This is a genomic window from Kribbella speibonae (assembly GCF_004331375.1).
GTDB classification, from domain to species: Bacteria; Actinomycetota; Actinomycetes; order Propionibacteriales; family Kribbellaceae; genus Kribbella; species Kribbella sindirgiensis.
Window position 1 is genome coordinate 2,011,507 of the sequence record NZ_SJKC01000001.1, and the last position, 24,025, is coordinate 2,035,531.

At 67.3% G+C, this 24,025-nt stretch carries 20 protein-coding genes; 9 read left to right on the forward strand and 11 right to left on the reverse strand.

Annotation, left to right across the window (positions count from 1 at the left end; translation table 11 throughout):
* Positions 1-168: 168 nt before the first annotated feature.
* The 5 genes from E0H92_RS10165 to E0H92_RS10185 form a co-directional block, all read right to left on the reverse strand.
* Positions 169-414, reverse strand: coding sequence for a hypothetical protein (locus tag E0H92_RS10165; protein ID WP_131496053.1), 246 nt, complete (start codon positions 412-414; stop codon positions 169-171).
* Positions 415-528: 114 nt separating this feature from the next.
* Positions 529-2,235: a hypothetical protein gene (locus E0H92_RS10170; RefSeq protein ID WP_131496054.1), complete on the reverse strand. Its 1,707-nt coding sequence runs from the start codon at positions 2,233-2,235 to the stop codon at positions 529-531.
* Between the two features lie 488 nt (positions 2,236-2,723).
* The gene (locus E0H92_RS10175; protein ID WP_131496055.1) at positions 2,724-3,164 is read right to left on the reverse strand and encodes a nitroreductase/quinone reductase family protein; all 441 of its coding nucleotides are present in this window, start codon (positions 3,162-3,164) and stop codon (positions 2,724-2,726) included.
* A 97-nt stretch (positions 3,165-3,261) separates the two neighbouring features.
* Positions 3,262-4,569 (reverse strand): NAD(P)/FAD-dependent oxidoreductase, encoded by a 1,308-nt coding sequence (locus E0H92_RS10180; protein ID WP_131468187.1) that lies wholly within the window; start codon positions 4,567-4,569, stop codon positions 3,262-3,264.
* A gap of 189 nt (positions 4,570-4,758) precedes the next feature.
* Entirely contained in the window at positions 4,759-5,949 is a 1,191-nt protein-coding gene (locus E0H92_RS10185; protein WP_165549735.1) for a GNAT family N-acetyltransferase, read from the reverse strand.
* A gap of 106 nt (positions 5,950-6,055) precedes the next feature.
* Here E0H92_RS10185 and E0H92_RS10190 point away from each other — a divergent pair, with 106 nt between their 5' ends.
* From E0H92_RS10190 to E0H92_RS10205, 4 genes are all read left to right on the forward strand, one after another.
* Positions 6,056-6,805 (forward strand): DUF4118 domain-containing protein, encoded by a 750-nt coding sequence (locus tag E0H92_RS10190; RefSeq protein WP_131496057.1) that lies wholly within the window; start codon positions 6,056-6,058, stop codon positions 6,803-6,805.
* A 124-nt stretch (positions 6,806-6,929) separates the two neighbouring features.
* Positions 6,930-7,514, forward strand: a complete 585-nt coding sequence (locus E0H92_RS10195) for a hypothetical protein (protein ID WP_131496058.1) — start codon at positions 6,930-6,932, stop codon at positions 7,512-7,514.
* A 126-nt stretch (positions 7,515-7,640) separates the two neighbouring features.
* Positions 7,641-8,474 (forward strand): Bax inhibitor-1/YccA family protein, encoded by an 834-nt coding sequence (locus E0H92_RS10200; RefSeq protein WP_131496059.1) that lies wholly within the window; start codon positions 7,641-7,643, stop codon positions 8,472-8,474.
* Positions 8,475-8,570: 96 nt separating this feature from the next.
* A complete protein-coding gene (locus E0H92_RS10205) occupies positions 8,571-9,620 on the forward strand; it encodes a VOC family protein (RefSeq protein ID WP_131496060.1) in 1,050 nt (349 codons plus the stop codon).
* A 54-nt stretch (positions 9,621-9,674) separates the two neighbouring features.
* Here the strand turns inward: E0H92_RS10205 and E0H92_RS10210 are convergent, their stop codons facing one another.
* Both E0H92_RS10210 and E0H92_RS10215 read right to left on the reverse strand, forming a co-directional pair.
* Positions 9,675-9,905: a DUF4287 domain-containing protein gene (locus E0H92_RS10210; RefSeq protein WP_130384213.1), complete on the reverse strand. Its 231-nt coding sequence runs from the start codon at positions 9,903-9,905 to the stop codon at positions 9,675-9,677.
* 115 nt (positions 9,906-10,020) lie between these two features.
* The gene (locus E0H92_RS10215) at positions 10,021-11,046 is read right to left on the reverse strand and encodes an SGNH/GDSL hydrolase family protein (protein ID WP_131468175.1); all 1,026 of its coding nucleotides are present in this window, start codon (positions 11,044-11,046) and stop codon (positions 10,021-10,023) included.
* A gap of 78 nt (positions 11,047-11,124) precedes the next feature.
* Here E0H92_RS10215 and E0H92_RS10220 point away from each other — a divergent pair, with 78 nt between their 5' ends.
* Entirely contained in the window at positions 11,125-12,498 is a 1,374-nt protein-coding gene (locus E0H92_RS10220; RefSeq protein WP_131468173.1) for a cystathionine beta-synthase, read from the forward strand.
* Positions 12,499-13,093: 595 nt separating this feature from the next.
* Here E0H92_RS10220 and E0H92_RS10225 read toward each other — a convergent pair.
* Positions 13,094-14,431 (reverse strand): helix-turn-helix domain-containing protein, encoded by a 1,338-nt coding sequence (locus E0H92_RS10225; protein WP_202873564.1) that lies wholly within the window; start codon positions 14,429-14,431, stop codon positions 13,094-13,096.
* A 498-nt stretch (positions 14,432-14,929) separates the two neighbouring features.
* Between E0H92_RS10225 and E0H92_RS10230 the strand changes: the two genes are divergently transcribed.
* Genes E0H92_RS10230 through E0H92_RS10240 form a run of 3 tightly spaced genes read left to right on the forward strand, consistent with a single transcriptional unit; the run spans position 14,930 to position 18,649 of the window.
* Complete coding sequence (locus E0H92_RS10230) at positions 14,930-16,048, forward strand: hypothetical protein (RefSeq protein ID WP_131496061.1); 1,119 nt, start codon at positions 14,930-14,932, stop codon at positions 16,046-16,048.
* 36 nt (positions 16,049-16,084) lie between these two features.
* The gene (locus tag E0H92_RS10235) at positions 16,085-16,648 is read left to right on the forward strand and encodes an AAA family ATPase (RefSeq protein WP_165549736.1); all 564 of its coding nucleotides are present in this window, start codon (positions 16,085-16,087) and stop codon (positions 16,646-16,648) included.
* A gap of 45 nt (positions 16,649-16,693) precedes the next feature.
* Positions 16,694-18,649 carry a PEP/pyruvate-binding domain-containing protein gene (locus E0H92_RS10240; protein ID WP_131496063.1) on the forward strand — a complete coding sequence of 652 codons (1,956 nt, stop codon included), beginning with the start codon at positions 16,694-16,696 and terminating at the stop codon, positions 18,647-18,649.
* Between the two features lie 429 nt (positions 18,650-19,078).
* Here E0H92_RS10240 and E0H92_RS10245 read toward each other — a convergent pair whose 3' ends face one another.
* Together E0H92_RS10245 and E0H92_RS10250 are read right to left on the reverse strand one after the other, a co-directional pair.
* The gene (locus tag E0H92_RS10245) at positions 19,079-20,530 is read right to left on the reverse strand and encodes a flavin-containing monooxygenase (RefSeq protein WP_131496064.1); all 1,452 of its coding nucleotides are present in this window, start codon (positions 20,528-20,530) and stop codon (positions 19,079-19,081) included.
* 22 nt (positions 20,531-20,552) lie between these two features.
* Entirely contained in the window at positions 20,553-21,776 is a 1,224-nt protein-coding gene (locus tag E0H92_RS10250; RefSeq protein ID WP_131468163.1) for a lactate racemase domain-containing protein, read from the reverse strand.
* A 184-nt stretch (positions 21,777-21,960) separates the two neighbouring features.
* Here E0H92_RS10250 and E0H92_RS10255 point away from each other — a divergent pair, with 184 nt between their 5' ends.
* Complete coding sequence (locus E0H92_RS10255; protein ID WP_131468161.1) at positions 21,961-23,340, forward strand: FAD-binding oxidoreductase; 1,380 nt, start codon at positions 21,961-21,963, stop codon at positions 23,338-23,340.
* On the opposite strand, the gene E0H92_RS10260 is transcribed toward E0H92_RS10255, so the two are convergent.
* Positions 23,337-24,023 (reverse strand): DUF4389 domain-containing protein, encoded by a 687-nt coding sequence (locus E0H92_RS10260; protein ID WP_131468159.1) that lies wholly within the window; start codon positions 24,021-24,023, stop codon positions 23,337-23,339. The genes E0H92_RS10255 and E0H92_RS10260 overlap by 4 nt on opposite strands.
* Positions 24,024-24,025 lie beyond the last annotated feature (2 nt).

Here is a 24,025-nt window from a genome sequence, read left to right on the forward strand (position 1 = left end):
TGTGCGGCGGATCACGGCAGCGGTGGTTTGCCCCACGTAGCGTGACCGTCGGCAATGCCGCCCCTAGCTTCTGGCCGAGACAGGAGGGCAGTCCGCGTTGGCGGCTCGGCCCGGAGCTTCGAGGGTCACCGCCTGGCGCATCGGACCTTGTCCCCGCGAACGCGAGTTCTAGGCTCCGGGGTCGCCCGGTTGGTCGTCGAACGCCGGATCGTGAGAGGTTACGTCGAGTTGCGCGCGGACCTCCCGCATGTGGGCCAGCCAGACACCGATCTGACTCGGCTCGGCCCGCTGCGCGGGGTCTGGATCGGTTGCGATGTCGGTGCCCCAACGGTCCAGCAATTCTGGCCATACACGGATGAACGCATCGGCATCGAGCGGGATATCCACCGGTTCATCGGCCGGAAGTTCGAGCACGAGACCGTCAATCGTGTCCTTTTGGGCCGACCGCTGATGCAATCGCGGCTTCCATGCAGGGTTAACGGGAAGGGAGGACATCACTCACCACTTCCAATCCGCTCCGGACCGTCATCATCGGCTGACGAGAGCTTCGACGTCAAGGGATGCCGCAGTTCGCCGCCTCAACTTGTCGTGGCGCACGAGGCGGACGATGAGCGCGCACACCGTGATCGCGAGGTTGACTGTCGCGGCGCTGCACAGGAGAAGCCATCCCACTGCGTAGACTCCGAAGAAGTCGAAAGATGCGCGAATTTTGTCTGCGTCGGTGATGTGGGCCGGGAACATCAACAGGGCAGAGCCGATGAGCGCGACCACAGCGGTCACGACGGCGCTTGGTACAGCAAAGATCGCGATAACCCTGCTGTCCTCGGCAGTCGAACCGAGAACGAAGGCGAGCACGGCTAGGGCCGAAGGGATCCCGGCCGCCAGAACAGCGGCGAAGTCGAGATTCAAATCCTCTGGAGCCTTCGACTGCGAAGAAAGTCCCACCACGTATGCAAGGAACAGAGCAAATGCCGCGACCAGTGCGGCGCGGCCGAGCCGTCCGGGAGGTGTCTCCTGAATGCGCACATCCAAGTATGCCGCGTTTGGTGACTTCCAGAGTTGACGGCTGTAGAAATGGGCTTCCTGGTAACCGCGTTCCCCTAGGCGAAAATAAGCCGATCCCAAGCTGAACTGTCGCTGAGACAGCTTTGCAACAGACTTCCCGCGCTCATCTTTCAAGATTGCTCGCGCAAAATGAGTCCCGTTCGGCGCGGTCAGTACGAGGTGATAGCTGTCGCAGCGCTTGGCCTTGTTTACCGGCACCTGAAGATATGCAGCGTCACTGCGTATCAGCGCGCGCGTCCACCCCTTCATGTGCGCCCAGAAACTCACATCCTTGCCGCGGTGAATTGGCCGCTTCGGTACACGGTACGAATAGCGCACAAGGAACCTGTGCTCCGAGGGGTGTTCAGCGATGATCACGTAGTTGAGAGCCAAGAGTCGGACCACAGCGCACAACCGTTCGAATGAGTCGGCGTCGGCGATCCGGAGTTCTTTTGCGGTGACGAGAGAGCGGAGACCGTTGGTGGCCTCGCCGCGTCTGCTCTGGCGCGACGCCGAGTCGGTGGTCTCGTCCTGAGGGATCTGAAGTACCGCCTCCATAACTGCCATGAAGACTACGCCTTCTTTGAAGCTCCACGAACGGTAGTCAGACGACGTATCGAAAGTCTCCGCGAAGAGCTTGAGGAGCAAGCGAGTCAGGAATACCAAAGATTCTTCGTGACTGAGCGTGGCTATAGCCGACCCTGACTTATCATGCACTGACAGTCCAGTAATTAGCCGCTTCTTCAGCGGTCGCATTATGGGAACGTACAGCGGACCGTCGTCGTCGTCCAGGCGCTTCTCAAGCTTAGTGTCTCCGTTGTCGTTCAGTTCGCGGTTTATCTCGGCTGACGCGGACTTCGTGATCAGTTGCTCACGAAGATCCATCGATTCCTTGATCCGGCGACGTGTGTTCTCCGGATAGAGGAGAAGGTAGGCGAACGTGGTGAGTTGTACCGCCGAGAGTTCGAGGTCGTGACTCTTGTCCAGAATCGATTCGATGCGCTCGGTTAGCTGCGGTTCCTCTGTCGACGGTTCGCACGGATCACTGGATACAGGCCTGATGACACTGAGTTGCCAGATCCGAAACGACGCCCAGATCGTAGCAAATCCGAAGCCAGAGAGCAGGAGCCATAGTGGCTTATGGCTGGTAGCTCCAAACAGGAAGAGCCCACAGGCGATCGCATCAGCCAAATAGAATAGTTTGCGCACAGCAATTCCCCCTCGTGGCCAGGGGCGCCTCGAAGAGTCCCCACCCATCTGCCCCCAGCCGAGGCAGCATGTATACATCGACCTGTGATGTCGCGCATAGTGTTCAGTCGGGTTCAAACGGTTGACTGGCCCGATTCGTTACTTCTTGTAACAGTGACGCGTCCTGTTGCGATGCATACCGGTCGCCCGAGCCGCGTGCCCGGATCGCGCCTCCTGCCCTGAGCATTCGGGACATCGACATATCTCGCGAGTGGGGGGAGATATGCGAAATCTGCCTAGACAGCTGGGCAAGGGGGTCCTGCAGCCGCTGGCCTGAGTTTCTGGGCCGAAGTGGTGGCGGAGCACGTCATTGGCCAGTGACTCGGGGGGATTGGAGGGCAGGACTAAGCCACATCAAAGCCTCTGCCTCCGCGCGCCAAGGCACTCTCCGTGTGATCACCTGCATGCTGCGACCTGGTCTTCGGCACGCTTTAGCGCGGTTCGAGTACCACCACGGCGGTCGTTCGCGGGCGGCGAGCGGCGTACTCGTCGAGGTTCTTGTCGATCTCCTGCCAGCGGGCCCAGAGGCGCTGACGTTCCTCGCCCTCGGCGGCGCGGCCGCGGACCGGGCGTTGCCCGTCGGTGAGGATCGCGTCGGCGTCCGGGTTGGCCAGCAGGTTCAGCCACCAGGCGGGCTCCGGTGCGCCCCATCCGTTCATCGCGAGCGTGACCAGGTTCGGCCCGTCCTCGAAGTACCCGAGAATCACGCTCCGCGGCTCGCCGGTCCGGCGGCCGATGACCGTGAGCCGCAACATCCCGTACCGGTCGCCCCGCGGTTGGGAGAGACCCCGGCCGCTGGTCCTGTAGATCCCCCGGTGCACTTGCCAGGCAGCGCGGATGAACCAGCGCGGTGGCAGCCTCGCTTTGCTCATGTCCCCTCCAGACAATCGAGCACAGCGTGGCAGAGCGCGACCGCGAAGAGAAGGCCGGGCCCCCGGCGAGTTGGAGGCCCGGCCGATCGGTGAGGGGCTACGACTGGGTGGCCCGGCGGAACTCCTCGTTCGGCGTCTGCAGGCTGCCGAGGCTGGTGACCTCGCGGCGGAAGAACAGCGCCAGGGTCCAGTCGAGGATGACGCGGGCCTTCCGGTTCAGGGTAGGCACGCGGGACACGTGGTAGGTCCGGTGCAGGAACCAGGCCAGCCAGCCCTTCACCTTCACGCCGTACAGCTGGGCGACGCCCTTGTGCAGGCCGAGGCTCGCGACCGAGCCGACGTACTTGTGCTTGTAGTCCTGCGGCGGCTGACCGTCGACGACGCGCAGGATGTTCGCGGCGAGCCGGTTGGCCTGCCGTACGGCGTGCTGCGCGTTCGGGGCGCAGTACGCACCGGTCTCGCTGGTCAGGTCCGGTACGGCGGCGTTGTCGCCGGCGGTCCAGGCGTCCTCGACACCCTCGATCCGCAGGTTCGGCAGCGTCTTGACCCGGCCCTTCTCGTCCAGCGGGAAGTCGGTCGCGGCGAGCGCCGGGTTGGCCTTCACGCCGGCCGTCCAGACGATCGTGTCGGCGTCGAACTCCTCGCCGTCGCTGAGGATCACGTGGCCCTTCTCGCAGGACTCCAGCCGGGTCTCGAGCCGGATGTCCATGTTGCGCTTGCGGAGCTGGTCCACGGTGTACTTGCCGAGATCCGTGCCGACCTCGGGCAGGATCCGGTTGGTGGCCTCGACCAGGACCCAGCGCATGTCCTCGGGCTTGATGTTGTCGTAGTAGCGGGTGGCGTAGCGGGCCATGTCCTCGAGCTCGGCGAACGCCTCCACACCGGCGTACCCGCCGCCGACGAAGACGAAGGTCAGCGCGGACTTGCGCAGCACCGGGTCGGGCTGCGACGACGCGACGTCGAGCCGGTCCAGGACCTTGTTACGCAGCGCGATGGCCTCTTCGACGTTCTTGAATCCGGTGGCTTCCTCGGCCAGGCCGGGGATGGGCAGCGTGCGGGCGATCGAGCCGAGCGCGACCACGACCTGGTCGTAGGCGAGTTCGTACTCCGGGCCCTCCTCGGGCATCACCTTGGCGACCTTGTGCGCGTGATCGATCCCCGTCACGCGGCCGGTCACCACCCGGCAGCCCTTGAGCGTCTTACGCAGCGGCACCACGACGTGCCGCGGCTCCACCGAACCGGCCGCGGCTTCCGGCAGGAACGGCTGGTAGGTCATCACCGACCGCGGGTCGACCACGGTCACCCGGATCCGCCCCTGACGGGCGGCCCGGCGCAGGCCGTACGCGGTGTACATCCCGACGTAACCGCCTCCGACGATGAGGATGTGCGGCACCTGGGCTGTCATGCGATTCACTCTCCCTGAGTGGGTTCTCAGACTTGATGTTCACTTCAACGCTAAACGCTCGTGAAAGATTTCACAAACCCTCTCGCGAGTGATCTCACCCACCGAACATCCCCCACCCGAGGGAGCCTCCATCCCCTCATGGTGGATCCCGCAGGCGGTACCCACCACCCCTGACGCACAACCGCAAGCTCAGGAGGGCAGGCGGTAGACCGAGACGTGGGAGGGGGAGTCGGCGGTGAACTCGGTGGTGGTCCAGTCGGCGTGGCGGGATTCGAGGGTGAAGCCGGCCAGTTGGGCCATCAGGTCGAGTTCGGCGGGCCAGATGTAGCGGTGTGGGGTACGGAAGAGCTGGGCTTCGGTGCCTTCGTTGAAGTGGAAGTGGTGGGAGACGACGTGCTGTCTCAGTACGTCGTACGTGTCCAGCAGGATGTAGCCGGGATCGGCGGTGCCGACGGTGGCGGGGGTGCCGGGTGGGAGGCGGCGTAGTTCGGGGACCCAGAGCTCGATCACGAAGCGGCCGCCGGGGGAGAGGTGGCGGGCGGCGTTCCGGAAGCAGGCGACCTGCTCTTCCTGGGTGAGCAGGTTCGCGATCGTGTTGAAGACCAGGTAGACGAGGGTGAACTCACCCGGAACCCGCGCCGTGGCCATGTCGCCGGTGACGACCGGGATGCTGTCCGCGTCGGCCTTCGTCCGCAGCTGTTCGAGCATCGCGTCCGAGAACTCGATCCCGCTCACCGGCACGCCGTACTCCGACAGGGGTACGGCGACCCGCCCGGTGCCGATCGCGAACTCGAGCGCCCGCCCACCGCCCGCGAGCCCTGCCAACCGCTCCACAGTCGGCCCGAGAACGTCCTCCGAGAACATCCCGACACCCGGCGTGTCGTACCGCTGCGCAACGTCCGCGTTCCACAACCGATTCTGCTCCGCGGCCTTCGACCACTCCATGATGTCCTCCTTGTCGTCCCCGCCGGTCCGGATGAAGCCGAGGCGGTCGTAGAGCCGCCGCGCGTTCGGGTTGTCCCGCTCGACGTGCAGCCGCAGCGGTACGTCGCGGCGCGCGGCCTCGGACTTGAGCGTGGTGATGATCGCCGTACCGACTCCGCGGTTCTGGACGTCAGGGTGCAGCTGGATGCCGTTCAGCTCGACGGAATCCGCCGTACGACTCACCCGCAGCCGTCCCGCGCCGCGGCCGTCGACCTCGACCACGGCCAGGTCCGTGGTGGGGTCGGCGACGGACTCGCGGCTCCACCCTTCGAACTCGGTGCGCCAGGCCGTCTCGTCGACATCGGCCGGCATCCGGCCCTGGCCACTGGTAGCCGCGAAAGCCACCTCCGCAAGCAGCGCGGCGTCCGCGTCGGTTGCTGGTCGGATGCGGTGCATGGGTCTCAACCTAGGTGCACTGTCCGTGGTCGAGCACCGGGTTTTCGGTGTCAGACCTTTGTGAGAACTGTTGATCCGGGGTGGGGTGGTGCGCATCAATGGAGGGGTGGAGAACTATCGAACTCCGGTGCTGGTTGCCTCGCTGTTGGCGCCTCCGGCGGTGTGTGCGTTGCTGACGCCGTTTCGGGAGCACTTCGACAACGCGAACGCGGCGTTGCTGCTGGTTGTCGTGATCGTGGCGGTGGCCGTGTTCGGGATCCGGCTGGCCGGGGTGGTCGCGGCGGTGTCGAGCGCGGTGTGGTTCGACTTCTTCCTGACCGTGCCGTACGACAGCTTCACGATCAACAGCAGCAACGACGTCGAGCAGGCCGTACTGCTGCTGGTGATCGGAATCGCCGTCACGCAGATCGCGATCTGGGGCCGCGGGCAACAAGCCAAGGCATCTCGGCGGGCCGGGTACCTGGACGGTGTGATCACCACCTCGCAGGCAGTCGCGGCCGGCGGGTCGACCGACGACCTGATCGAGCAGGTGCGTGCCGAGCTGACCGCCGTACTGGGGATCGACGGCGCGAAGTTCGTTGCCGCGAGCAAGCGGGTCGACGCGCCGCGGCTGAACCCGGACGGCTCGGTCACCCGCGGATCCCATGTCCTGAAGGTCGAACGCGACGGTCTCCCGACGAACGCCGAGATCGAGCTCCCTGTCCAGCACGCCGGCGAGCACCGCGGCAGCTTCCTCCTGACCGCCGCCACCCGCATCGCCCGCCCCGACCTCGAACAACGCCTGGTAGCCGTAGCCCTCGCCGACCAGGTAGGCGCCGCCCTCAGCACCCAAGAACCCACCTATCCCCACCTCTGACCGGCCTGCGGGAGCAACACGTCCTGGGTGGCCGCCGGCCCCGGCGTCGTGCCTGCCCATACAGGCACGACGCCGCCCGACCGGTCCCGTGTAACGCGTACGCCGCCACGACGATGATCCGCGTGTGAACGACCAGGAACTCTTCCTCCGCGTCGGCGAGCTGGCAACGGCCGCCGGGTGTCCGATGCCCGCGATCACCCGGGTCGAGTGTTCGCCGCGCACCCTTCCGGCCAAGGTGCAGCCAGGAACAGTCGCGCCCGAGTTGCTCCTCAGGTCCGACGCCGAGCAGTGGTGCGTCGAGGCTCGTGACCTCGCGATCGCCCAGGCCCTGCTCGCGTACCGGCTTGGCCTTCCGCAGCATCGCCGCTGGTACAAGCGGGTCCAGGTGGTGGTTGGCGGTCTACTGGCTCTGTTGGCGACGGTGCAGTGGGGATACCTGGTGGGAGTGTCGGTCGTGATGGCGCTGCTGGTGCTGCTGAACATCGTCGCTTCGGCGATCCTCAGCCGCTGGTTCATCCGGCGCCTGGACGGCCGGCTCGTGCCGATTCTCGGCGCCCGCGCGATGGCCGTAGGGCTGCGGCACATGTACCGTCCGCTGAAGCCGGCCGGCGTTCTGCGGTGGTTGTGGGCCGGGGCCGAGCCGCGTGGGTCCGAGCGGCTTCGGTGGTTGCGGGCGGCACAGCCGGGAATTGCATCGGTGGCCGATTGAATTCGTGGCTTTCCGGCATTTTCCGGTGGTTTCGGTGCGGAATGGTTGATGGATTCTCAGATGTTGTTAAGGGTGGGACCGTAGTATCTCGATACGGCCCCGGATGTGGGTCATCAGGAGGAAGAGATGCAGAGCAGTAACCCGGTGCTGAACCGGTCGAGTGCGTTCGCGCCTGGCCACGGCCAGGCCTATCCGGGGGCCGCTCCGTACGGTCAGCAGCAGAGCCCCTACGGCTACGGCGGATCGGGTATGCCGCCGCAGCAGCAGTACCAGGGCGCTCCGGCCTCGAGCCGCCCCATGACGCTGGACGACGTGATCGTCAAGACCGCGATCACCCTGGCCGTGGTCGTGGCGGCCGCCGCCCTGGCCTGGTGGATGGTCCCGGCGACGCTGGTCACGCCGGTGTTCCTGGCCGGCGCGCTGGTCGGGTTCGCGCTCGCCATGGTGCTGTCGTTCTCCCGCAAGGTGAACCCGGCGCTGCTGATGCTGTACGCGGTCGCCGAGGGTGTGTTCCTCGGGATCGGCAGCAAGTTCATCGCCGCCTTGGTCAATGACAACGCCATCGTCGTGCAGGCCGTGCTGGCCACGATGGTGACGGCCGGTCTGACGCTGGCGACGTACAAGTACTTCGCGATCAAGGTGACGCCGAAGTTCACCAAGATGGTGGTCATCGGTACGGCGGGCTTCGCCGGCGTGCTGCTGGTCAACCTGGTCCTGAGCTTCTTCGGGGTCAGCACCGGCATCAGCGGGATGGGCCCGATGGGGCTGCTGTTCGCCGCGCTCGGCGCCGGTCTCGCGGTGTTCAACCTGATCCTCGACTTCGACATGATCGAGCAGGGCGTCCGCCAGGGCGCCCCGCAGAACGAGGCCTGGCGGGCCGCGTTCGGCCTGACCGTCACCCTGGTCTGGCTGTACTGGAACATCCTGCGGATCCTCGCGATCCTCCGCGGTGGCGACTGACACACCAGCAAGTCAACGGAAGGGCCGGTCCAGGTGGGCCGGCCCTTCCGGCTTTTCCGGACGTAGTTCGTCCGCTTCTGGTTCTACGGTGTACCCATGACCTGGTACGACGCTCCTTCGCACGCCGCCGGCGCCGCGCTCGCCGAACGCCTCGCGCAGCACGGAATGCCCGACGTCGACATCCGCTCGACCGGCGTCCGGGTACGGGCCACCGAAGAAGCCCAGCTCGCCGCCGCGGAGCTCGGCCTGACCGAGAACCCGGCCGGTGACCAGACCCTCGACGTCGTGATCGAGGCGGCAGATCCGGCCGCGGTGCAGCCGTTCTGGGACACCGTTCTCGGCCCGGACCTCCTACGCCGGGACCCGAAGTTCGCCGTACGGCGCCTAGCGGAGCCCCGACCGCTGCGGAACCGCATCCACGTCGACGTGGTCCGGCCGGCGACGGCGGTCGACGAGGCGCGCGCGGTGACGGGCCGGGAGCCGTCCGGGGCGTACGGCGTGATGCTGCCCGACGACGAGGGGAACGAGGTCGACCTGGTACCGGGCGACCCGCTGCCGGGGACGACCGACTGGCTGGCGCTCTTCGCCGCGATGACGTTCTACCCGACCTCCGCACCGGCGCAACTGGCGATCAAGGTGGCCGAGCTGGCCGATGCCGCGGGTGTTCCGCTGATGATCGACGTACGGGCGGAGGGCGTCGTGATCGACAGCGGGAAGGACCGGTGGGAGGACGCCGACGGCGCGGACCCGAAGTTCGTCGCGCTGGCCACGCGGATCGAGGACGCGGCGAAGGAGCTCGGGCTGCGCGCGGACCCCACACCCCTGCGGTTCGTGCAGTTCGGGATCGACGCGATCGATGTACCGGCGGTTCGGGCGTTTTGGGTCGCGCTGCTGGGCTACGTGGAGGACGAGCGGCAGTTTCTGAGCGACATCTACGACCCGCGGCGCTTGAACCCGGTGCTGTTCTTCCAGCAGCTGGAAGAGCCTCGGCAGCAACGAAATCGGATCCGCTTCGAGCTCGCCGTACCGGAGGACGCGGTGGCGCAACGGGTGCGAACGGCGTTGTCGGCGGGTGGGCAGGTGTTGTCCGACAACCCTTACCTGGTGGCCGATCCGGAGGGCAACGAGATCCTCATCGGAACGTGAAAGACCTGCCCCTCCACCTGAAAGGGCAGGTCTTCGAATCGACTCCTTTGCGGCTCAGCCCATTCGCCGATGCGCCTTGACCAGATCGAACTCATGGACGATGGCGGTTGCGTGCCCGTGCGCGAGTGCGTACTCGCCGGCTAGCCATCTCACTCTGTCGTCGAAGCGCAGGAACGACGGTCCGTCGTTCATCAGCTGGAACCACTCGGTCATTGCGCGTCCGGTGCATCTGGGCACGGCCTCCACCAAACGCTGATGCGTCTCCTCGGAGTGGTTCAAGCCCATCTTCGCCTCCCGTTATCGGGGTACCGCGTAGTTATCGACTGTGCACCACGTGGCCGCCCGGAGGCAAGACTCCCGACATGAAAGTCCCCGCTCAGCGGACGCACAAGTCGATGACCTACTGACCGACGGGCACGCTGTCCTTGGATTCGGTGTGGTCGTCGACGCGGTCGACCTCGGCCTTGGGGTGCCGGCGGCGGTGGCGCAAGGCGGCCCAGCGGCCGCGCGGGCCGCGTTCCCGGCCGGCGACCTCGGTCGCGGCGACCTCGGTGCCGGCCCGGCGGGCAGCCAGCACGGCGGCCTCCGCGATCGGCAGGATCGCCTCGCCGCGGAACTGCTCCGGGTGCACGAACGACTCGGTGCCGATCCCCATCGCGGCCGCCATCGACGGCAGCAGCGCGGCCGACGCGGCGGCGTACCCGGTGGCCGACGGGTGGAAGTTGTCCCGGCCCCACATCGACGGGTTGGTACGGAACACCTCGCCGAGCAGCGAGCCGAGTGACACGGAACGGCCGCCTGCTTCGACGACTGCGATGGTCTGAGCGGCGGCCAGCCGGTGGCTCCAGGACCGGGCGACCCACCGCAACGGCGGCTGGATCGTCCGGATCACGCCCAGGTCGGGGCAGGTCCCCACCACCACTTCACAGTTCGCGGCCCGCAACCGGCGTACCGCGGCGGAAAGTAGTCTGACCGACGTCGACGGTGGCATTTTCGCCTTCACGTCGTTCGCGCCGATCAGGATCACCGCGACATGCGGCCCGGCCTGCAGTGCGGCGTCCACCTGCGCGGCGAGGTCGGTCGACTTCGCCCCGGTCTTGGAGACGTCGACCAGCCGGACCGGTCGCTCGGCCAGCTCCGCGAGCCCGGAGGCGAGCAGCACCCCGGGAGTCTCGTCCGGCGAGTCGGTGCCGTACCCCGCGGCACTCGAGTCGCCGAGCATGGCGAACGTGATCGGATGTCCTGGATACCGGCCGTACAGACCGTTGCCCGGAGTCGGGTAGTAGCGCATCGGTCCGATCACGCGCTTCGCATACTCGGCCTCAGCGGTCAGTACGCCGTACAACGTGGCACCGATGAGCCCGAGTCCCCCGCCCCCGAAAGCTGCGGCCTGGGCCAGCTTCTTGGCTGCCCTGGCTCTACTCATGAGTACAAGGATTACACGCTGTTACGCCGACGCAAGTGAAAATAGGGGAAAGGCGCGCATATCACTACAGTAAAGATCGTGCGCTACGCAGACTCTCTCCTGGACCTGGTCGGCAACACCCCGCTCGTCAAGCTGGGGAAGACGACCGACGGCGCCAAGCCGCTCGTGCTCGCCAAGGTCGAGTACTTCAACCCGGGCGGCTCGGTGAAGGACCGGATCGCGGTCCGGATGATCGAGGCCGCCGAGGCCTCCGGCGAGCTCAAGCCCGGCGGGACGATCGTCGAGCCGACCTCCGGGAACACCGGCGTCGGCCTGGCGATGGTCGCCCAGCAGAAGGGCTACAAGTGCGTCTTCGTCTGCCCGGACAAGGTCAGCGAGGACAAGCGCAACGTCCTCAAGGCGTACGGCGCCGACGTCGTGGTCTGCCCGACCGCGGTCGCCCCTGAGCACCCGGACTCGTACTACAACGTCTCCGACCGTCTCGTCCGCGAGATCGAGGGCGCCTGGAAGCCGAACCAGTACGCGAACCAGAACAACCCGCGCTCGCACTACGAGACCACCGGCCCGGAGCTCTGGGAGCAGACCGAGGGCAAGATCACGCACTTCGTCGCGGGCGTCGGCACCGGCGGCACGATCAGCGGCACCGGGAAGTACCTGAAGGAGGTCTCCGGCGGCCGGGTGCAGATCATCGGCGCCGACCCGGAGGGTTCGGTGTACTCCGGCGGCACTGGCCGGCCGTACCTGGTCGAAGGCGTCGGCGAGGACTTCTGGCCGGAGACGTACGACCGCGACATCTGCGACCGCGTTATCGAGGTGTCCGACGCGGACTCGTTCGCGCTCACCCGGCGGCTCGCCCGCGAAGAGGCCATGCTGGTCGGCGGCTCGGCCGGGATGGCCGCCGCGGCCGCGATCAAGCTGGCTCACGAACTTGATGACCCCGAAGCTGTCATCGTCGTGCTGCTGCCGGACGGCGGCCGCGGCTACCTGACCAAGGTGTTCAACGACGACTGGCTGGCGCAGTACGGCTTCCTCGCGCACACCAAGCAGGGCACCACGCTCGGTGACGTGCTGGCGGGCAAGGACGGCAGCCTGCCGCCGCTGGTACACACCCACCCGCACGAGACGATCGCCGAGGCGGTCGCGATCCTCCGGGAGTACGGCGTTTCGCAGATGCCCGTCGTCCGTGCGGAGCCGCCGGTGATGGCGGCCGAGGTGGCCGGCGCGGTGTCGGAGCGGACGCTGATGGACGCCCTGTACTCCGGCAAGGCGCGGCTGGCCGACATGGTCGAGCAGCACATGGACGCGGCGCTCCCGTCGCTGGGTGCGGGCGAGTCCGTCACGAAGGCGGTCGAGCTGCTCGAAGGTAGGGACGCCCTGATGGTTCTGGACGACGGAAAGCCGGTGGGCGTGCTGACCCGGCAGGACCTATTGGTCCATCTGTCGGCCGACTGACCTCAACGGTCCACAACTGACGGAACGATGGCGATCAGCGCCGTGATCACGATGCCGATCACGATGGCCGCCGCTCCGGCGATCTGAAGGATTTCCATGTCTCAAGAGTCCTTCAGCTGACGCCTTGAAACATCGGCCTCCGGATCGGTCTTCCGTTCATCCCAAGGTCGTACACCGGCCCACCCGGCCTCCTACTTGAGGAGTCCGGGTGATCCCCTAATGGACCGCCCAGAAGGACACCGCTGCGCGGCGGCTGCGTTGCCGGCCGCCTCCGGCGGCGCGCTACCGCCGTTGGGCGGGACGTGTACGCCGTGGGTAACTGGTTCCAGCGCGCAAAGGTCACCGCTGCGCGGCGGCTGCCTCGTCGGCCGCCTTCGGCGGCGTGCTGCCGCCGCCGAAGGGAGCGTGTCCGGCGTTGGTAGCTGTTGCGCGGGCGAAGGGCGCATTCTTGGCGGCGGCTGTTCACGTCGAAGCAAAGGCAGATACTTCGGCGGGCCGCGAACTGCCAACTAGCGTGATCGGCAAGGCTCTAGCGATATCGGGTGGCCCGACGCGAAGCTTGACCACGGTCGCCCGTAGCAGGACAGACAGATGTTCAGAGCGTGCCGATGCGGCGGGCGAAGTCTCGTACGCCCTGCAGGCTGTTCATGCGGTCGCCGGACATCAGATCGCGGGTCAGTTGCTGCGCCCAGGGACGGAAGCGGACTTCTTGGGGGGTGTCTCGTTCGGCGGTGACGAGGGCTTGAAACGCGGCTTGCCTGTTGCCGCGTCCGTGGAGGGCGAGGGCGGTGTCTTCCCAGTAACGGGCGCGACGTTCGGGGGCGGTAATGCCGGCGGGGTCGACCAGGCGGGCGTAATCGACGGCTGTGCCGAAGTCGCCCAGAACTCGCGAGACGCTGATTTTGTAGACGGCCAGGTCGAGCATGTTGAAGCGGTCGTCCTTGGTGAGGCGCGTACGGCGTGCGGCGGCCTCGGCCTCGCCAATCAGGGCCCAGGCGCTGTCACGGTCATCGCGCAGCGCGGCTGTGTAGGAGGCGGTGGCAAGTAATTGCCCGTACGTAGCGGCGGTGCTGGTGTCGGTCAGGCCGGTATCGGTCTGCAGTTGGCTTGCCGCGTCGAGCATGAGCCGCTGGGCACCATCGCGGTGATGGGTTCGCCGCATTACGGTGGCCGCCCAACGCCGGGCCTCGGCCAACGTCAGTGGGTCGTCGCCGGCGCGGGCGGCTTGGACCGCGCGGTCCGCTGTGGCCCAGGCCATCCCGTCATCATGCAGTTTGACCAGCAATTCCGTAGCCAGGCAGTAGGCCTGGGCCAGTCGAGTGGACGCCAGTCCGACCTCGCTGGTCGAGGCGGTGTCCCGGCCGGCGACTGCTTGCGCGAGCAGCCGGGGTAGGCGTCGCGCCAGCTGGCTGTAGCGGGTGGCGCGGAAGTCGGCACGCGCCGCCGCGAGCTGCGCCGCCAGTTGGTGATCAGGAATGGGCGCGGCGGTGGCTCGCCCGAACAGCACGTCCTCGATGGTGTCGGCCATTCCGTACGCGGCGGCCGCCTGGCCCGGAGGCAGCACTGCAGCGCCGGTCACGACTGCGGCGGTCGTCGCGAGCAGGTCGCGTCGGCGCATCGGATCACCATCCTCATCGACACCTGCGCTCAGGCTAGCGGGGCTCAGGCCGGAGATCGGGCGCGACAGTCCGAACAGGTGCTCCGGGATCCCGAACACCTCAGCAAGACGGCGAAGGTCGCGCACATCCCACGCCCGGCCGGGTTTTGTCTCCATCCGGCTCAGCGTCGACGCGGAGACTCCGGCCAGCCGCGCCGCGTCCTTCAGATTCAGCCCGGCGGCGACACGAGCTGTACGCAGAACGGCGCCGAAGTCGCCATCGTCGGCTGCCTGTGTGACTGCCGACATCGTGGTCCAGGCGGAAGGAGTACTCAACGGTCACCTCGATCCAATCCTGCGGAGTTTGAGCGTGACCCATGTTTGCAGCTTGTGCAAGCCAGTTGCACTCTGAGTGGTCGCATCTCCGTCCGGGGGCTCGTGGGCCGGTGTCCTAGAAGCATCGAACTCGTAGCTGACAGGAGTCCCGTGATGAGGCGTCAAACCACGTTGGCCAGCCGTATCGGCCTGACTGGGCCGGACCGCGAGGCGCCGCCTCTGTGAGCTCCCTGAACCGGCGGGCCTGCGCCACACACCACGTCCGGGCGGATCTCCTCAACGCACCAGGACGCGTACGCGGATTCGTCACCCGCCCGGCGCAGGCCCGCCCCGATCCGGAGTCCTCAGCTCACTCGTGCCCCTGGCGCGGGGGAGGCGCTTGTCCGCGGAGCTGAGGGCCCCGCCCGAGCTCGGTGGGCGGGCGTACTGACCCCCGCGTCTGCGCCCGTTCACCGACACCAAACTCAATCCGGACACCACGCCGAGAAGCGGAAACCAATGACGACCGACACCATGATCCTGTCCCGCTCAGCCAGCACGGGCGTTGTCCCGGCCGAGCGATCCGTTCTGCTGGCCGGGCCGGCCAGCCTTCGTCACGAACCTCAAGGTCCCGAGCCCGTGACGGCAGCCATAGGTGTCCGCCCGGAAGCGCTCACCGCAGCAGCGAACACCGCGGTCGTAACGCTCGACGCCCCACTGCGCGAGCAGTGTCGCGGCCTAGCGCCGCTGTTCCTGCTCCGACCCGTCGACGGTCGGTGGACGCCGTACACGCAGCAGTCCTTCACCGGCGACGATGTCCTGTTCGTCGCGCTGCCCGGTTCCCCTCTGACCGGCGACTCGCCCGGAGCGAACCCGACCGCCTGGACCAGCGAACTGGCTGAACGTCACCGCGCCTGCGGGCCCATGGCGGTCAACCACCAACGCTGGTTCGTCAACGCGCTGCCCGGTCAGGAACTGGAGTACAAGTTCACCGTCCAGGGCGAGCCTGACCTGTGGCGTCTGACCACCCTCATCCTGGACACCGTTCGCGACGGCGGCCTGCAGGACTGGATCTGTGAACACGGCAACAACGGCGGCTTCGAGCAGTGGGACTTCGACAACCACCTGTTCGAGATCACCACGCCTCGAGCCGAGCGCGGCTACGTCGCATTCATTCCCGCCGTCAACGGCACCTGGATCATCCGCCGCAAGAGGTTCATCGCCGATGCCGAGATGCGTCACGAAGTCCTGATCGAGGGAGTGGTGCTCGGGCCGAACCCGGACCTGTCAGCCGTGATCGCGGACCGCTGGCGGCTACGCCCGGCCTGGGGAGAGGTATACCGAAGGGTCCGGTACAACGTCCTTCTGGAGTCGCTGGCCTCCGGGCATGTCTTCTCGATCATGCTCGACAGGTGCACCGACCGCGCTGAGCTCGTTGATCCCCTGCACCAGGTCGAGGTCGAGTACGTCCGTACCCGCACGCTCCGCCCGGTCGATCTCAGCCTTCTGCGCAGCGAATACGAGCAGCTGGTTGCCTTCACGCGCGAGTTCCTGGCGAGCCACGGTGTGGCCAGCCTGGAGGATCACTGGTCGAAGCTATCCTGGCTGCGTCCTGCCGCCGGACTGCAGCCGACGTGACCAGTTTCCAGAAGGGGATCCTCAGTGGGTGTGCCGTTGCGCAAACTGGCACTCTATGGGCTGGCCGGCTCCGGCAAGTCCACCGTCGCTGCAAGCCTCAAGGCCGAGCTGGAGGAGCGCGGGCACACCGTGCAGGTCATCAAGCTCGCCGAACCGTTGTACCGGATCCAGAGCCACATCTACGCCACTGCGGGCAAGCAGATCGGCGCGTGGGAGCACGACAACGACGTGCTCCGCACCGTGGCAACCTGGCTGCGCCGTATCAACCCCGACTACCTGGCCGACGACTTCCTCGCCCGAGTCACGCAGGCCTCAACCGGAGTCGTGATCAACGACGACCTCCGGGACGCGACCACCGACTACCCCAGGCTCGCGGCCGACGGATTCGCGTTCGTTCACATCACCTGCACCGACGAGATGCGTGCTCAGCGGCTGCACGCCCGCGGAGACCACACCATCGTCCCTGACTCCAACGCCACCTGGGGCTACGACAAGATCTGCGCGGACTACAGCGTCGACACCACAACGCTCGCGCCGCGCGATCTGCACGACCAGGTCGACACCCTTCTCACCAAGTGGCTGGCCAAACCGCTCGACTAGCGGTCCGAGCGTCCAGCCCCTGAGCTGGACAGCGAGGACCAAACCGTGAACTCAACGAACTCGGTAGTGAAGCAATTCCCCCTCCTCTGCGGGCTCGACTCCCCGGCTGGCCGCGACATGACGGTCGTCGGAGCGAAGTTCGCGAACCTCGCCGCGGTGGCCGACCGATTCGATGGGCACACCGCCGTACCCCACGCCGCTGCCATTCCGGCCGGCGCCTTTGCGGACGCACTCGGGCCTTCCCGCACCGCTGCACTGGCCGAACTGTTTCACGAGGTGGCCGCCACAGCCGGCAACGAGCTGATCAACCTCGACACCAGGCTCGCCAGGATTCTGACGTCCCTAACGTTGCCATCAGCGCTGTGGAAGGCGTTGGCCGGCTGGTGCGCCGCCGGTGCTCCGTGGGCTGTCAGGTCCTCCAGCCTTGTCGAGGACGGCGCTGCCCGCAGCCACGCCGGCTTATACGAGTCGTACTTGCACCTGACGACACTCGCCGACGTCGCCGAAGCGGTCATCGCATGCTGGGAGTCGTTCTACAGCCCGCGAGCGGTCCTGGCGCGCCTCCGAGCAGGAGACGCCGATCCAGCACCGCGCATGGCGGTTATCGTCCAGCAGATGGTGGATGCCGACCTGGCAGGCGTCGCGTTTACCCAAGAAGATCGAACTCTGGTCTGCGCCACCCTCGGCACTGGTGAACACCTCGTCTCCGGTCTGACCGCGGCCCACCGCTACGACATCACCGGCCAGTCCGCCCCGCCTCCGCCGTATGACCAGATCGCTGCCTTAGCGGGCGAACTGAGAACCCACCTGGGTCACGAAGTCGACATCGAATGGGCATGGCATCCGGATGGGCTGAGGCTGCTCCAGGTCCGGCCAGTCACCGCTGCCCTGTCCGTTGCCCCACCCACCGGACCGGTCTTCGCCACGACGTCCTTGTACTACAGCGAGCAGCTTCCACCAGATATCGCGCTCGGAGACTGTGCCGACGTCTACCTCAGTGTCACGACCAAGCGGAGCCCGGCCTTCGGGTTGGCCGCACGGCATGACATCACCATCGACGACGGCTGGCTGATCACCCTCAATGGAACCGGTCTCAACGACCCGGCCAGGCGGCCGCAGTGGTGGGACCATCTGACCGGGGAGGTCATCGTCGATCTCGGCCCGTCCGCACGCCAGAACATCTTGCCCGCCACTGACCTGGCACGGTTCCTGAGCACGGTCCTGAACCTGCAGGGCGACCCACACACCCGGCACACGATCCTGCTACGGCCGTTCATCCGCGGGGCCTCCGGCGCCGTCACCCGCGCGAACCCTGACCGGTCGACCACGATGGAGCACTCCGCCGAGGGATTGCTGGCCATCAACCGAGGCCTGACCAGCCCCAGCTCGCTCGACCTGCCTCCGCTTGACGATCAGCACTCCTGGGACGCACTCGAGACACCGGAACCCTGGAGCCTCGACCAACTGCGACAGGTTGCCGCGTTCACCCAAATCTTGACCGAGCTGTATCCAGGTACCTATCTCGAATGGGTTCACGACGAGCAGGTGCCGCACTTCATCGACTATTCCACCACCGAGAACAGCCGGGCCAGCAGCCGGACCGGCAGCACGCTCAGCGGCGGGGCAGCCCGAGGACCATTGCTGGTGCTGCCGGACGACGCTGCCCTGACTCGCCTGTCGATCGCACCCATTGTGTCGATCATGGGCGATGCCGACGTCCCCGAAAGCCGCTACATCGCCGGCCTGCTCGAACGTATCGCCGCACTCCCGACCCCTCCGATCGTATATGCTGACCGGCCCTACGTGATCTTGTCGCGTCTCATCGGCCACGTCGCCGGATTCGTCTTCGCCGGTGGATCCGACCTTTGCCATCTGGCGATCCTCCTCAGGGAAGATCACGTGCCAGCCATCGTCGCCAACCTCCCTGGTGAGGCAGGCGATGGGCACCTCGCCATCGTCGACAACGGTCGCCTCCACCTCCGAGCACCCGTGCAAATCTGACGAAACTGGCCTCGGGCGACGCCGTCACCAGGGATGCGGGCCTGCCGGACCAGGACGGCGCAGAGGACACCTCTGGCATGCGGCTGTCTTGTCGGGCGCCTTCGGCGGTGTGCTGCCGCCGGGAAAGGGTCATCGCGTCGCAGCAGCCCGTGTGAGTGCGGTGCTGCCCCAGGCGCTCCCGCCGGAGGCGGCAAAAGGGCTGTCGCCGCGGAGCGGCGTCCTTTCGTGGCTGGCGGAGGACACCGCGGCGCAGCAGCCCCGGTCAGTGCGGTGCTGTCTCAGACGTTCCCGCCGGAGGCGGCAAAAGGGCTGTCGCCGCGAAGCGGTGTCCTTTCGTGACGCGCTGCGGTCCGGGAGGTGCGGTGCGGCCTCGGGTGTTCCCGCCGGAGGCGGCAAAGGGCTGTCGCCGCGGAGCGGTGTCCTTTTGAGCTAGTGGACGACTGCGAAGTCGGTGGGGTCGAGTTTTCTGGTGCGGCGCCAGTAGGCGAAGGTCCATTCGGGCCAGATGGTGGAGTTGCGGCCGGAGCTGTCCAGGTACCAGCTGGTGCAGCCTGACGCCCAGACCGTCTCGCCGAGTTCGCCCTGGACGTCGCCGACGAACTGTTCCTGGGCCTCCTCGCGGACCTCGACGTACGTCGCGTTGCGGCGGCGGAGGAGGTGCAGGGCCTGCATCACGTACCGGACCTGGGCCTCGATCATGAAGACCATCGAGGAGTGGCCGAGGAGCGTGTTCGGGCCGACCAGCAGGAACAGGTTCGGGTAGCCGGCGACCGTGATGCCGAGGTGCGCGCCGATGCCGTTGCGCTTCCAGTGGTCGGCGAGGCCGACGCCGTCCTTGCCGAGGATCGGCATCCGGGTCAGGTTCGCGGAGACGTCGAACCCGGTGCCGAGCACGATCGTGTCGCAGGCCCGTTCGGTGCCGTCGGCGGTGACCACGCCGGTCGGGGTGACCCGTGTGATCGGGGTGGTGACGAGGTCGACGTTCGGCCGGGCGAGCGCGGGGTAGTAGTCGTTCGAGATCAGGATCCGCTTGCAGCCGATCTGGTAGTCCGGCGTCAGCTTCGCCCGCAGCTCCGGATCGGTGACCTGTTTGTGCAGGTGCCGTTTCGCCTGGATTTCCAGGCCTTTCATCAGCTTCGGGTTCCCCGCGAAGCCGGCGCCGCGCCCCTCGATCCCCCAGTAGATGGCGTTGCGGATCGCCCGCTGGCCGGCCGGGAACCGTTCGTGCAGCTTGCGTTCCCAGCCGCCGATCGCGCGGTCCGGTTTCCCGGTGATCCACGGTGGCGTCCGCTGGTACACGTCGAGTTGCGCGACCTGCGGCGCGATCTCGGGCACGAACTGGATCGCCGACGCGCCGGTGCCGATCACCGCGACGTTCCGGCCGCGCAGGTCCGCGGAGTGATCCCAGACGGCCGAGTGGAACGTCGTACCCGCGAAGGAGTCGAGGCCCGGGAGGTCCGGGCGCTTCGGCCGGTGCAGGCTGCCGACGCCGGTCACCAGGGCCTGCGTCTCGATCGTCTCGTCGCCGTTCACCGTGACGGTCCAGCGACCGGTCGCCTCGTCGAAGACGGCTTCGGTGACCTCGGCGCCGTACCGGATCTTGTCGGCGATTCCGTACTTGTCCGCGCAGTGCCGCAGGTACGCGAGGATCTCGTCCCAGGGCGCGAACATCCGCGTCCAGCGCGGGTTCTGCTCGAACGAGAACGAGTACAGGTACGACGGGATGTCGCAGGCGCAGCCGGGATACGTGTTGTCCCGCCAGGTGCCGCCGAGGTCGTCCGCCTTCTCGAGGATGACGAAGTCCTCACACCCGGCCTGCCGCAGCTTGATTCCCATGCACAGCCCGGCGAACCCGGACCCGATGATGACGACCTCAGCCATACCGCCAGAGGTTACCGGCGGGTCACTGAAGCCGGTAGAGGGTCTCGCCGGCGTTCGGTACGACGAAGGTGTCCGGATCGGCCTCGTACGCGGCCAGGTCGACCGTCGCGGGATCGAGATAGCCGAGGTTGGCCCGGCGTACGACGTGCTCCGGGATGCCGGTGGCGAGCGTGACCCGGACGCGGAGGTGCTCGCCCTTGGCCGGGTCCCAGGTGCCCGCGCCGCGCAGGTGCGTGGAGTGCGCGAGGACGCCCCAGTGCAGGTCGCGGAACTTGTCCCACTGGCCGACGAAGTAGTCGCGGCAGTGGTAGCCGATCTCCTCGATCTCGGGGTGCATCGCGGCCAGCTGGGTGACGTGCGGCGCGTACAGGATCACCTCGCCGCCGTCCGCGACGATCGGCTCGACCTTGTAGAAGCCCTTGGCCGCCGTCCAGATGTCGGCGTACTTCGGCGGCATCACCGAGACGACCCGCCGGACCGGATGCTCCAGGTAGCGGACGTGGGTCTGCGCGGAGATCTCGGCGGCGGCCCGCCAGGACTCGGTGGTGTCGCCGAAGGCGATCGCGTGCAGGGCGTCCGTCCCGGACTGCGCGACGACGGACAGGGCAAGCTTCTCGGCCGGAATGAGCGCGGCGGCCTCGTCGATCAGCGCGCGGACCGGGGTGATGCCCGGCGTACCGATGATGTTCGCGCTGGTGATCAGGGCGCCGAGCCAGTGCGAGAAGTCGATGACCTCCTGCCCCGCGACACCCGGGAAGAAGTACTTGTTGCCGCCCGAGAAGCCGACGACCTCGTGCGGGAACACCGGCCCGACGACCAGGGCCACGTCGTGCTCGACGACGGCGCGGTTGAGACGGACCGGGACCTCGTCGCGGAGCATCTCGTCCGAGATCTCGCCGACCCGGTCGGGAGCGATGGTGCCCAGGTCCGCGAACGTCTCGGGTTTCCACCACTCGTGGTTGATCACGTTCGGGTAGTCGCCGCCGAGGTGCTCGCGGAGCTGCTCCGGCGTCATCTCCGCATGCGTGCCCAGGGCAACCAGGATCGTGACGTCGCTGTCCTTCAGGGCCTCGGTGACCGCCTTCAGGAGCAAGGGAAGCGGGCAGCTGCGGGTCGCGTCCGGGACGATCACACAGACGCTGCGGCCCTCCAGGCCCGCGCCGGCCAGGACGCCGCCGACGAACGCCGTCACCTCGTCCTCGGTCAGGACCTGACCCACACCACCGATCACCGCCGCATCAGTCACACCTCGAACACTACCGACGTACGGCGGGTGCGCACAGATCGTCTCGGGGCGTGATCGTGTGAAAGCCCTTGGTGGACAGCCGAATCGTGTGAGGACGCGGTAATCGGCCGGGCGTTGACCCCGGGCGGGGTGCGATGGACGATCGGTGAATCGCCTGGGGGAGTGAGCAAGGGGGAGATCCACCATGTCCGAGACCACCGAACAGCTGCGCCCATCGGGCTTCGGCGGCGTGCTGCTGCGCGACACCGATCCGGCGTACGACGACGCGCGCACGGTCTTCAACGGGATGATCGACAAGCGGCCCGCGATGATCGCCCAGTGCGAATCGGTGGGCGACGTCCAGGCGGCGGTGCGGTACGGGACCGAGCAGGGGCTGGAGATCGCGGTCCGCGGCGGCGGTCACGGGGTGGCCGGGACCGCGGTCACCGACGGCGGCCTGGTCGTCGACCTGCGCCGGATGAACAGCGTTCAGGTCGATCCGTTCGCCAGGATCGCGCGGGTCGGCGGGGGCGCGACCTGGGGCGATCTCGATCGGGCCTGCCAGAAGTACCTGCTGGCGACGACCGGTGGGCGGGCGTCGACGACCGGCGTCGCCGGCCTGACGCTCGGCGGCGGGTCGGGCTGGCTGGAACGGAAGTACGGGCTGGCGTGTGACGCGCTGATCTCGGTGGAGCTCGTCACCGCCGACGGGCGGCTGCTGATCGCGGACGAGACGAAGAACACCGAGCTGTTCTGGGCACTGCACGGCGGCGGCGGGAACTTCGGGGTCGCGACGTCGCTGACCTTCCACCTGCAACAGTTGCCCACAACAACGTTGGCGTTGCTGATGTGGCCGGCGTCGGCCGGTCCCACGGTGCTGCGTGCGTACCGGGACCTGTTCGAGGCGGGCGCGCCCGAGGAGCTCGGCGGCGGCGTGATCTACCTGACCGGGCCGCCGGAGGAGTTCGTGCCTCCGCATCTGCAAGGGCAGCTGATCGTCGGCGCCGCGGCGGTGTACGCCGGGAGCGAGGCGGAGCTGCGGGACGCGTTCGCGCCGCTGTTCGCGCTGGAGCCCGAGGCCGAGTTGGTAGCCGAGATGCCGTACGCCGATATTCAATCGGCGCTCGACGATCCGCCGGGGTTCCGCAACTACTGGTCCGGGGAACACCTGGCGTCGTTCCCCGACCCCGCGGTCGAGGCGTTCGCCCGCCGGTCGACGGACATGATCTCGCCGTCACCGTCGCAACAGGCGATCCTGCCGTGGGGCGGCGCCGTACAGCGGGGTGCGGACAAGTGGCCGCAGCCGCATCGCCAGGCGGCCTGGGTCGTGCACCCGTTCGGGCTGTGGACCGACCCGGCCGACGACGCGCGCGGGATCAGGTGGGCCCGCGACGTGTGCTCGGACCTCGCCGAATGGGCGACCGGCTACGTCTACCTGAACTTCATCGGCAACGAGGGCCAGAACCGGGTGATCGCAGGCTTCGGCGAAGAGAACTACAACCGACTGGCCCGGGTGAAGTGCCAGTACGACCCCGAGAACGTCTTCCACCTGAACCAGAACATCGAACCCGGCTGGCCCTGCTAGTCAGGCGTCGGGGCCTCGGCGACAGGATCGCTGCCGCCGAGGTCCAGACGGAACGGCGGATAGACATCGGTCATCAGGGCGGAGTACCCGGAGACCCTCAGGGCCCAGCGGTTCAGCCCGAGGATCAGGTCGAAGAGCCCGCGCGGGTAGATGCCGGTGAAGAGGAGAGCGATGGCCGCGAAGATGACGAGCACTCCGACCAGGCCGCCGCCGAGGTTCCACCACCAGTCGTCGGAGCCGTTCGCGGCCCAGGTGCTGCCGCCGACGAAGACGCCGACGATGATGTAGTGCGGGATCGCGAGCAGCCACCATTTCACCAGGACCAGGCCACGGGAGAGGCGCTCGGGATAGTCGACGGTGAGCTGCGCCGGGTAGCTCTCGACCTCGGCGAGCGTGAACGGCGGGTACTGGTCGGTGCCGAGCGCGCCGTAGGCGTAATAGTTCACCCGCCACGACCAGCGCAGCACGCCGACGGTGAAGTCGAAGATCCCGCGCGGGTAGCGCTCGGTGAAGAGGATCGCGAAGAACGCGATCACCGTGGCGACCAGGAAGCCGATCCACAGGAACAGCAGAACGATCCAGTGCGGGATCGCCAGGATCCACTTCAGCAGCCACAACCACCTGGACGTTCCCGGATCAAGTGCCGCGTTCACGTGCACCGGATACGCAACAGATCCCGCCATGA

Coding starts and splice junctions, on each gene's coding strand:
- E0H92_RS10175 (WP_131496055.1), bottom strand. CDS start 3,164: ATGAGCAAAGCGAGGCTGCCACCGCGCTGGTTCATCCGCGCTGCCTGG.
- E0H92_RS10180 (WP_131468187.1), bottom strand. CDS start 4,569: ATGACAGCCCAGGTGCCGCACATCCTCATCGTCGGAGGCGGTTACGTC.
- E0H92_RS10185 (WP_165549735.1), bottom strand. CDS start 5,949: ATGCACCGCATCCGACCAGCAACCGACGCGGACGCCGCGCTGCTTGCG.
- E0H92_RS10200 (WP_131496059.1), top strand. CDS start 7,641: ATGCAGAGCAGTAACCCGGTGCTGAACCGGTCGAGTGCGTTCGCGCCT.
- E0H92_RS10205 (WP_131496060.1), top strand. CDS start 8,571: ATGACCTGGTACGACGCTCCTTCGCACGCCGCCGGCGCCGCGCTCGCC.
- E0H92_RS10210 (WP_130384213.1), bottom strand. CDS start 9,905: ATGGGCTTGAACCACTCCGAGGAGACGCATCAGCGTTTGGTGGAGGCC.
- E0H92_RS10215 (WP_131468175.1), bottom strand. CDS start 11,046: ATGAGTAGAGCCAGGGCAGCCAAGAAGCTGGCCCAGGCCGCAGCTTTC.
- E0H92_RS10230 (WP_131496061.1), top strand. CDS start 14,930: ATGACGACCGACACCATGATCCTGTCCCGCTCAGCCAGCACGGGCGTT.
- E0H92_RS10245 (WP_131496064.1), bottom strand. CDS start 20,530: ATGGCTGAGGTCGTCATCATCGGGTCCGGGTTCGCCGGGCTGTGCATG.
- E0H92_RS10255 (WP_131468161.1), top strand. CDS start 21,961: ATGTCCGAGACCACCGAACAGCTGCGCCCATCGGGCTTCGGCGGCGTG.
- E0H92_RS10260 (WP_131468159.1), bottom strand. CDS start 24,023: ATGGCGGGATCTGTTGCGTATCCGGTGCACGTGAACGCGGCACTTGAT.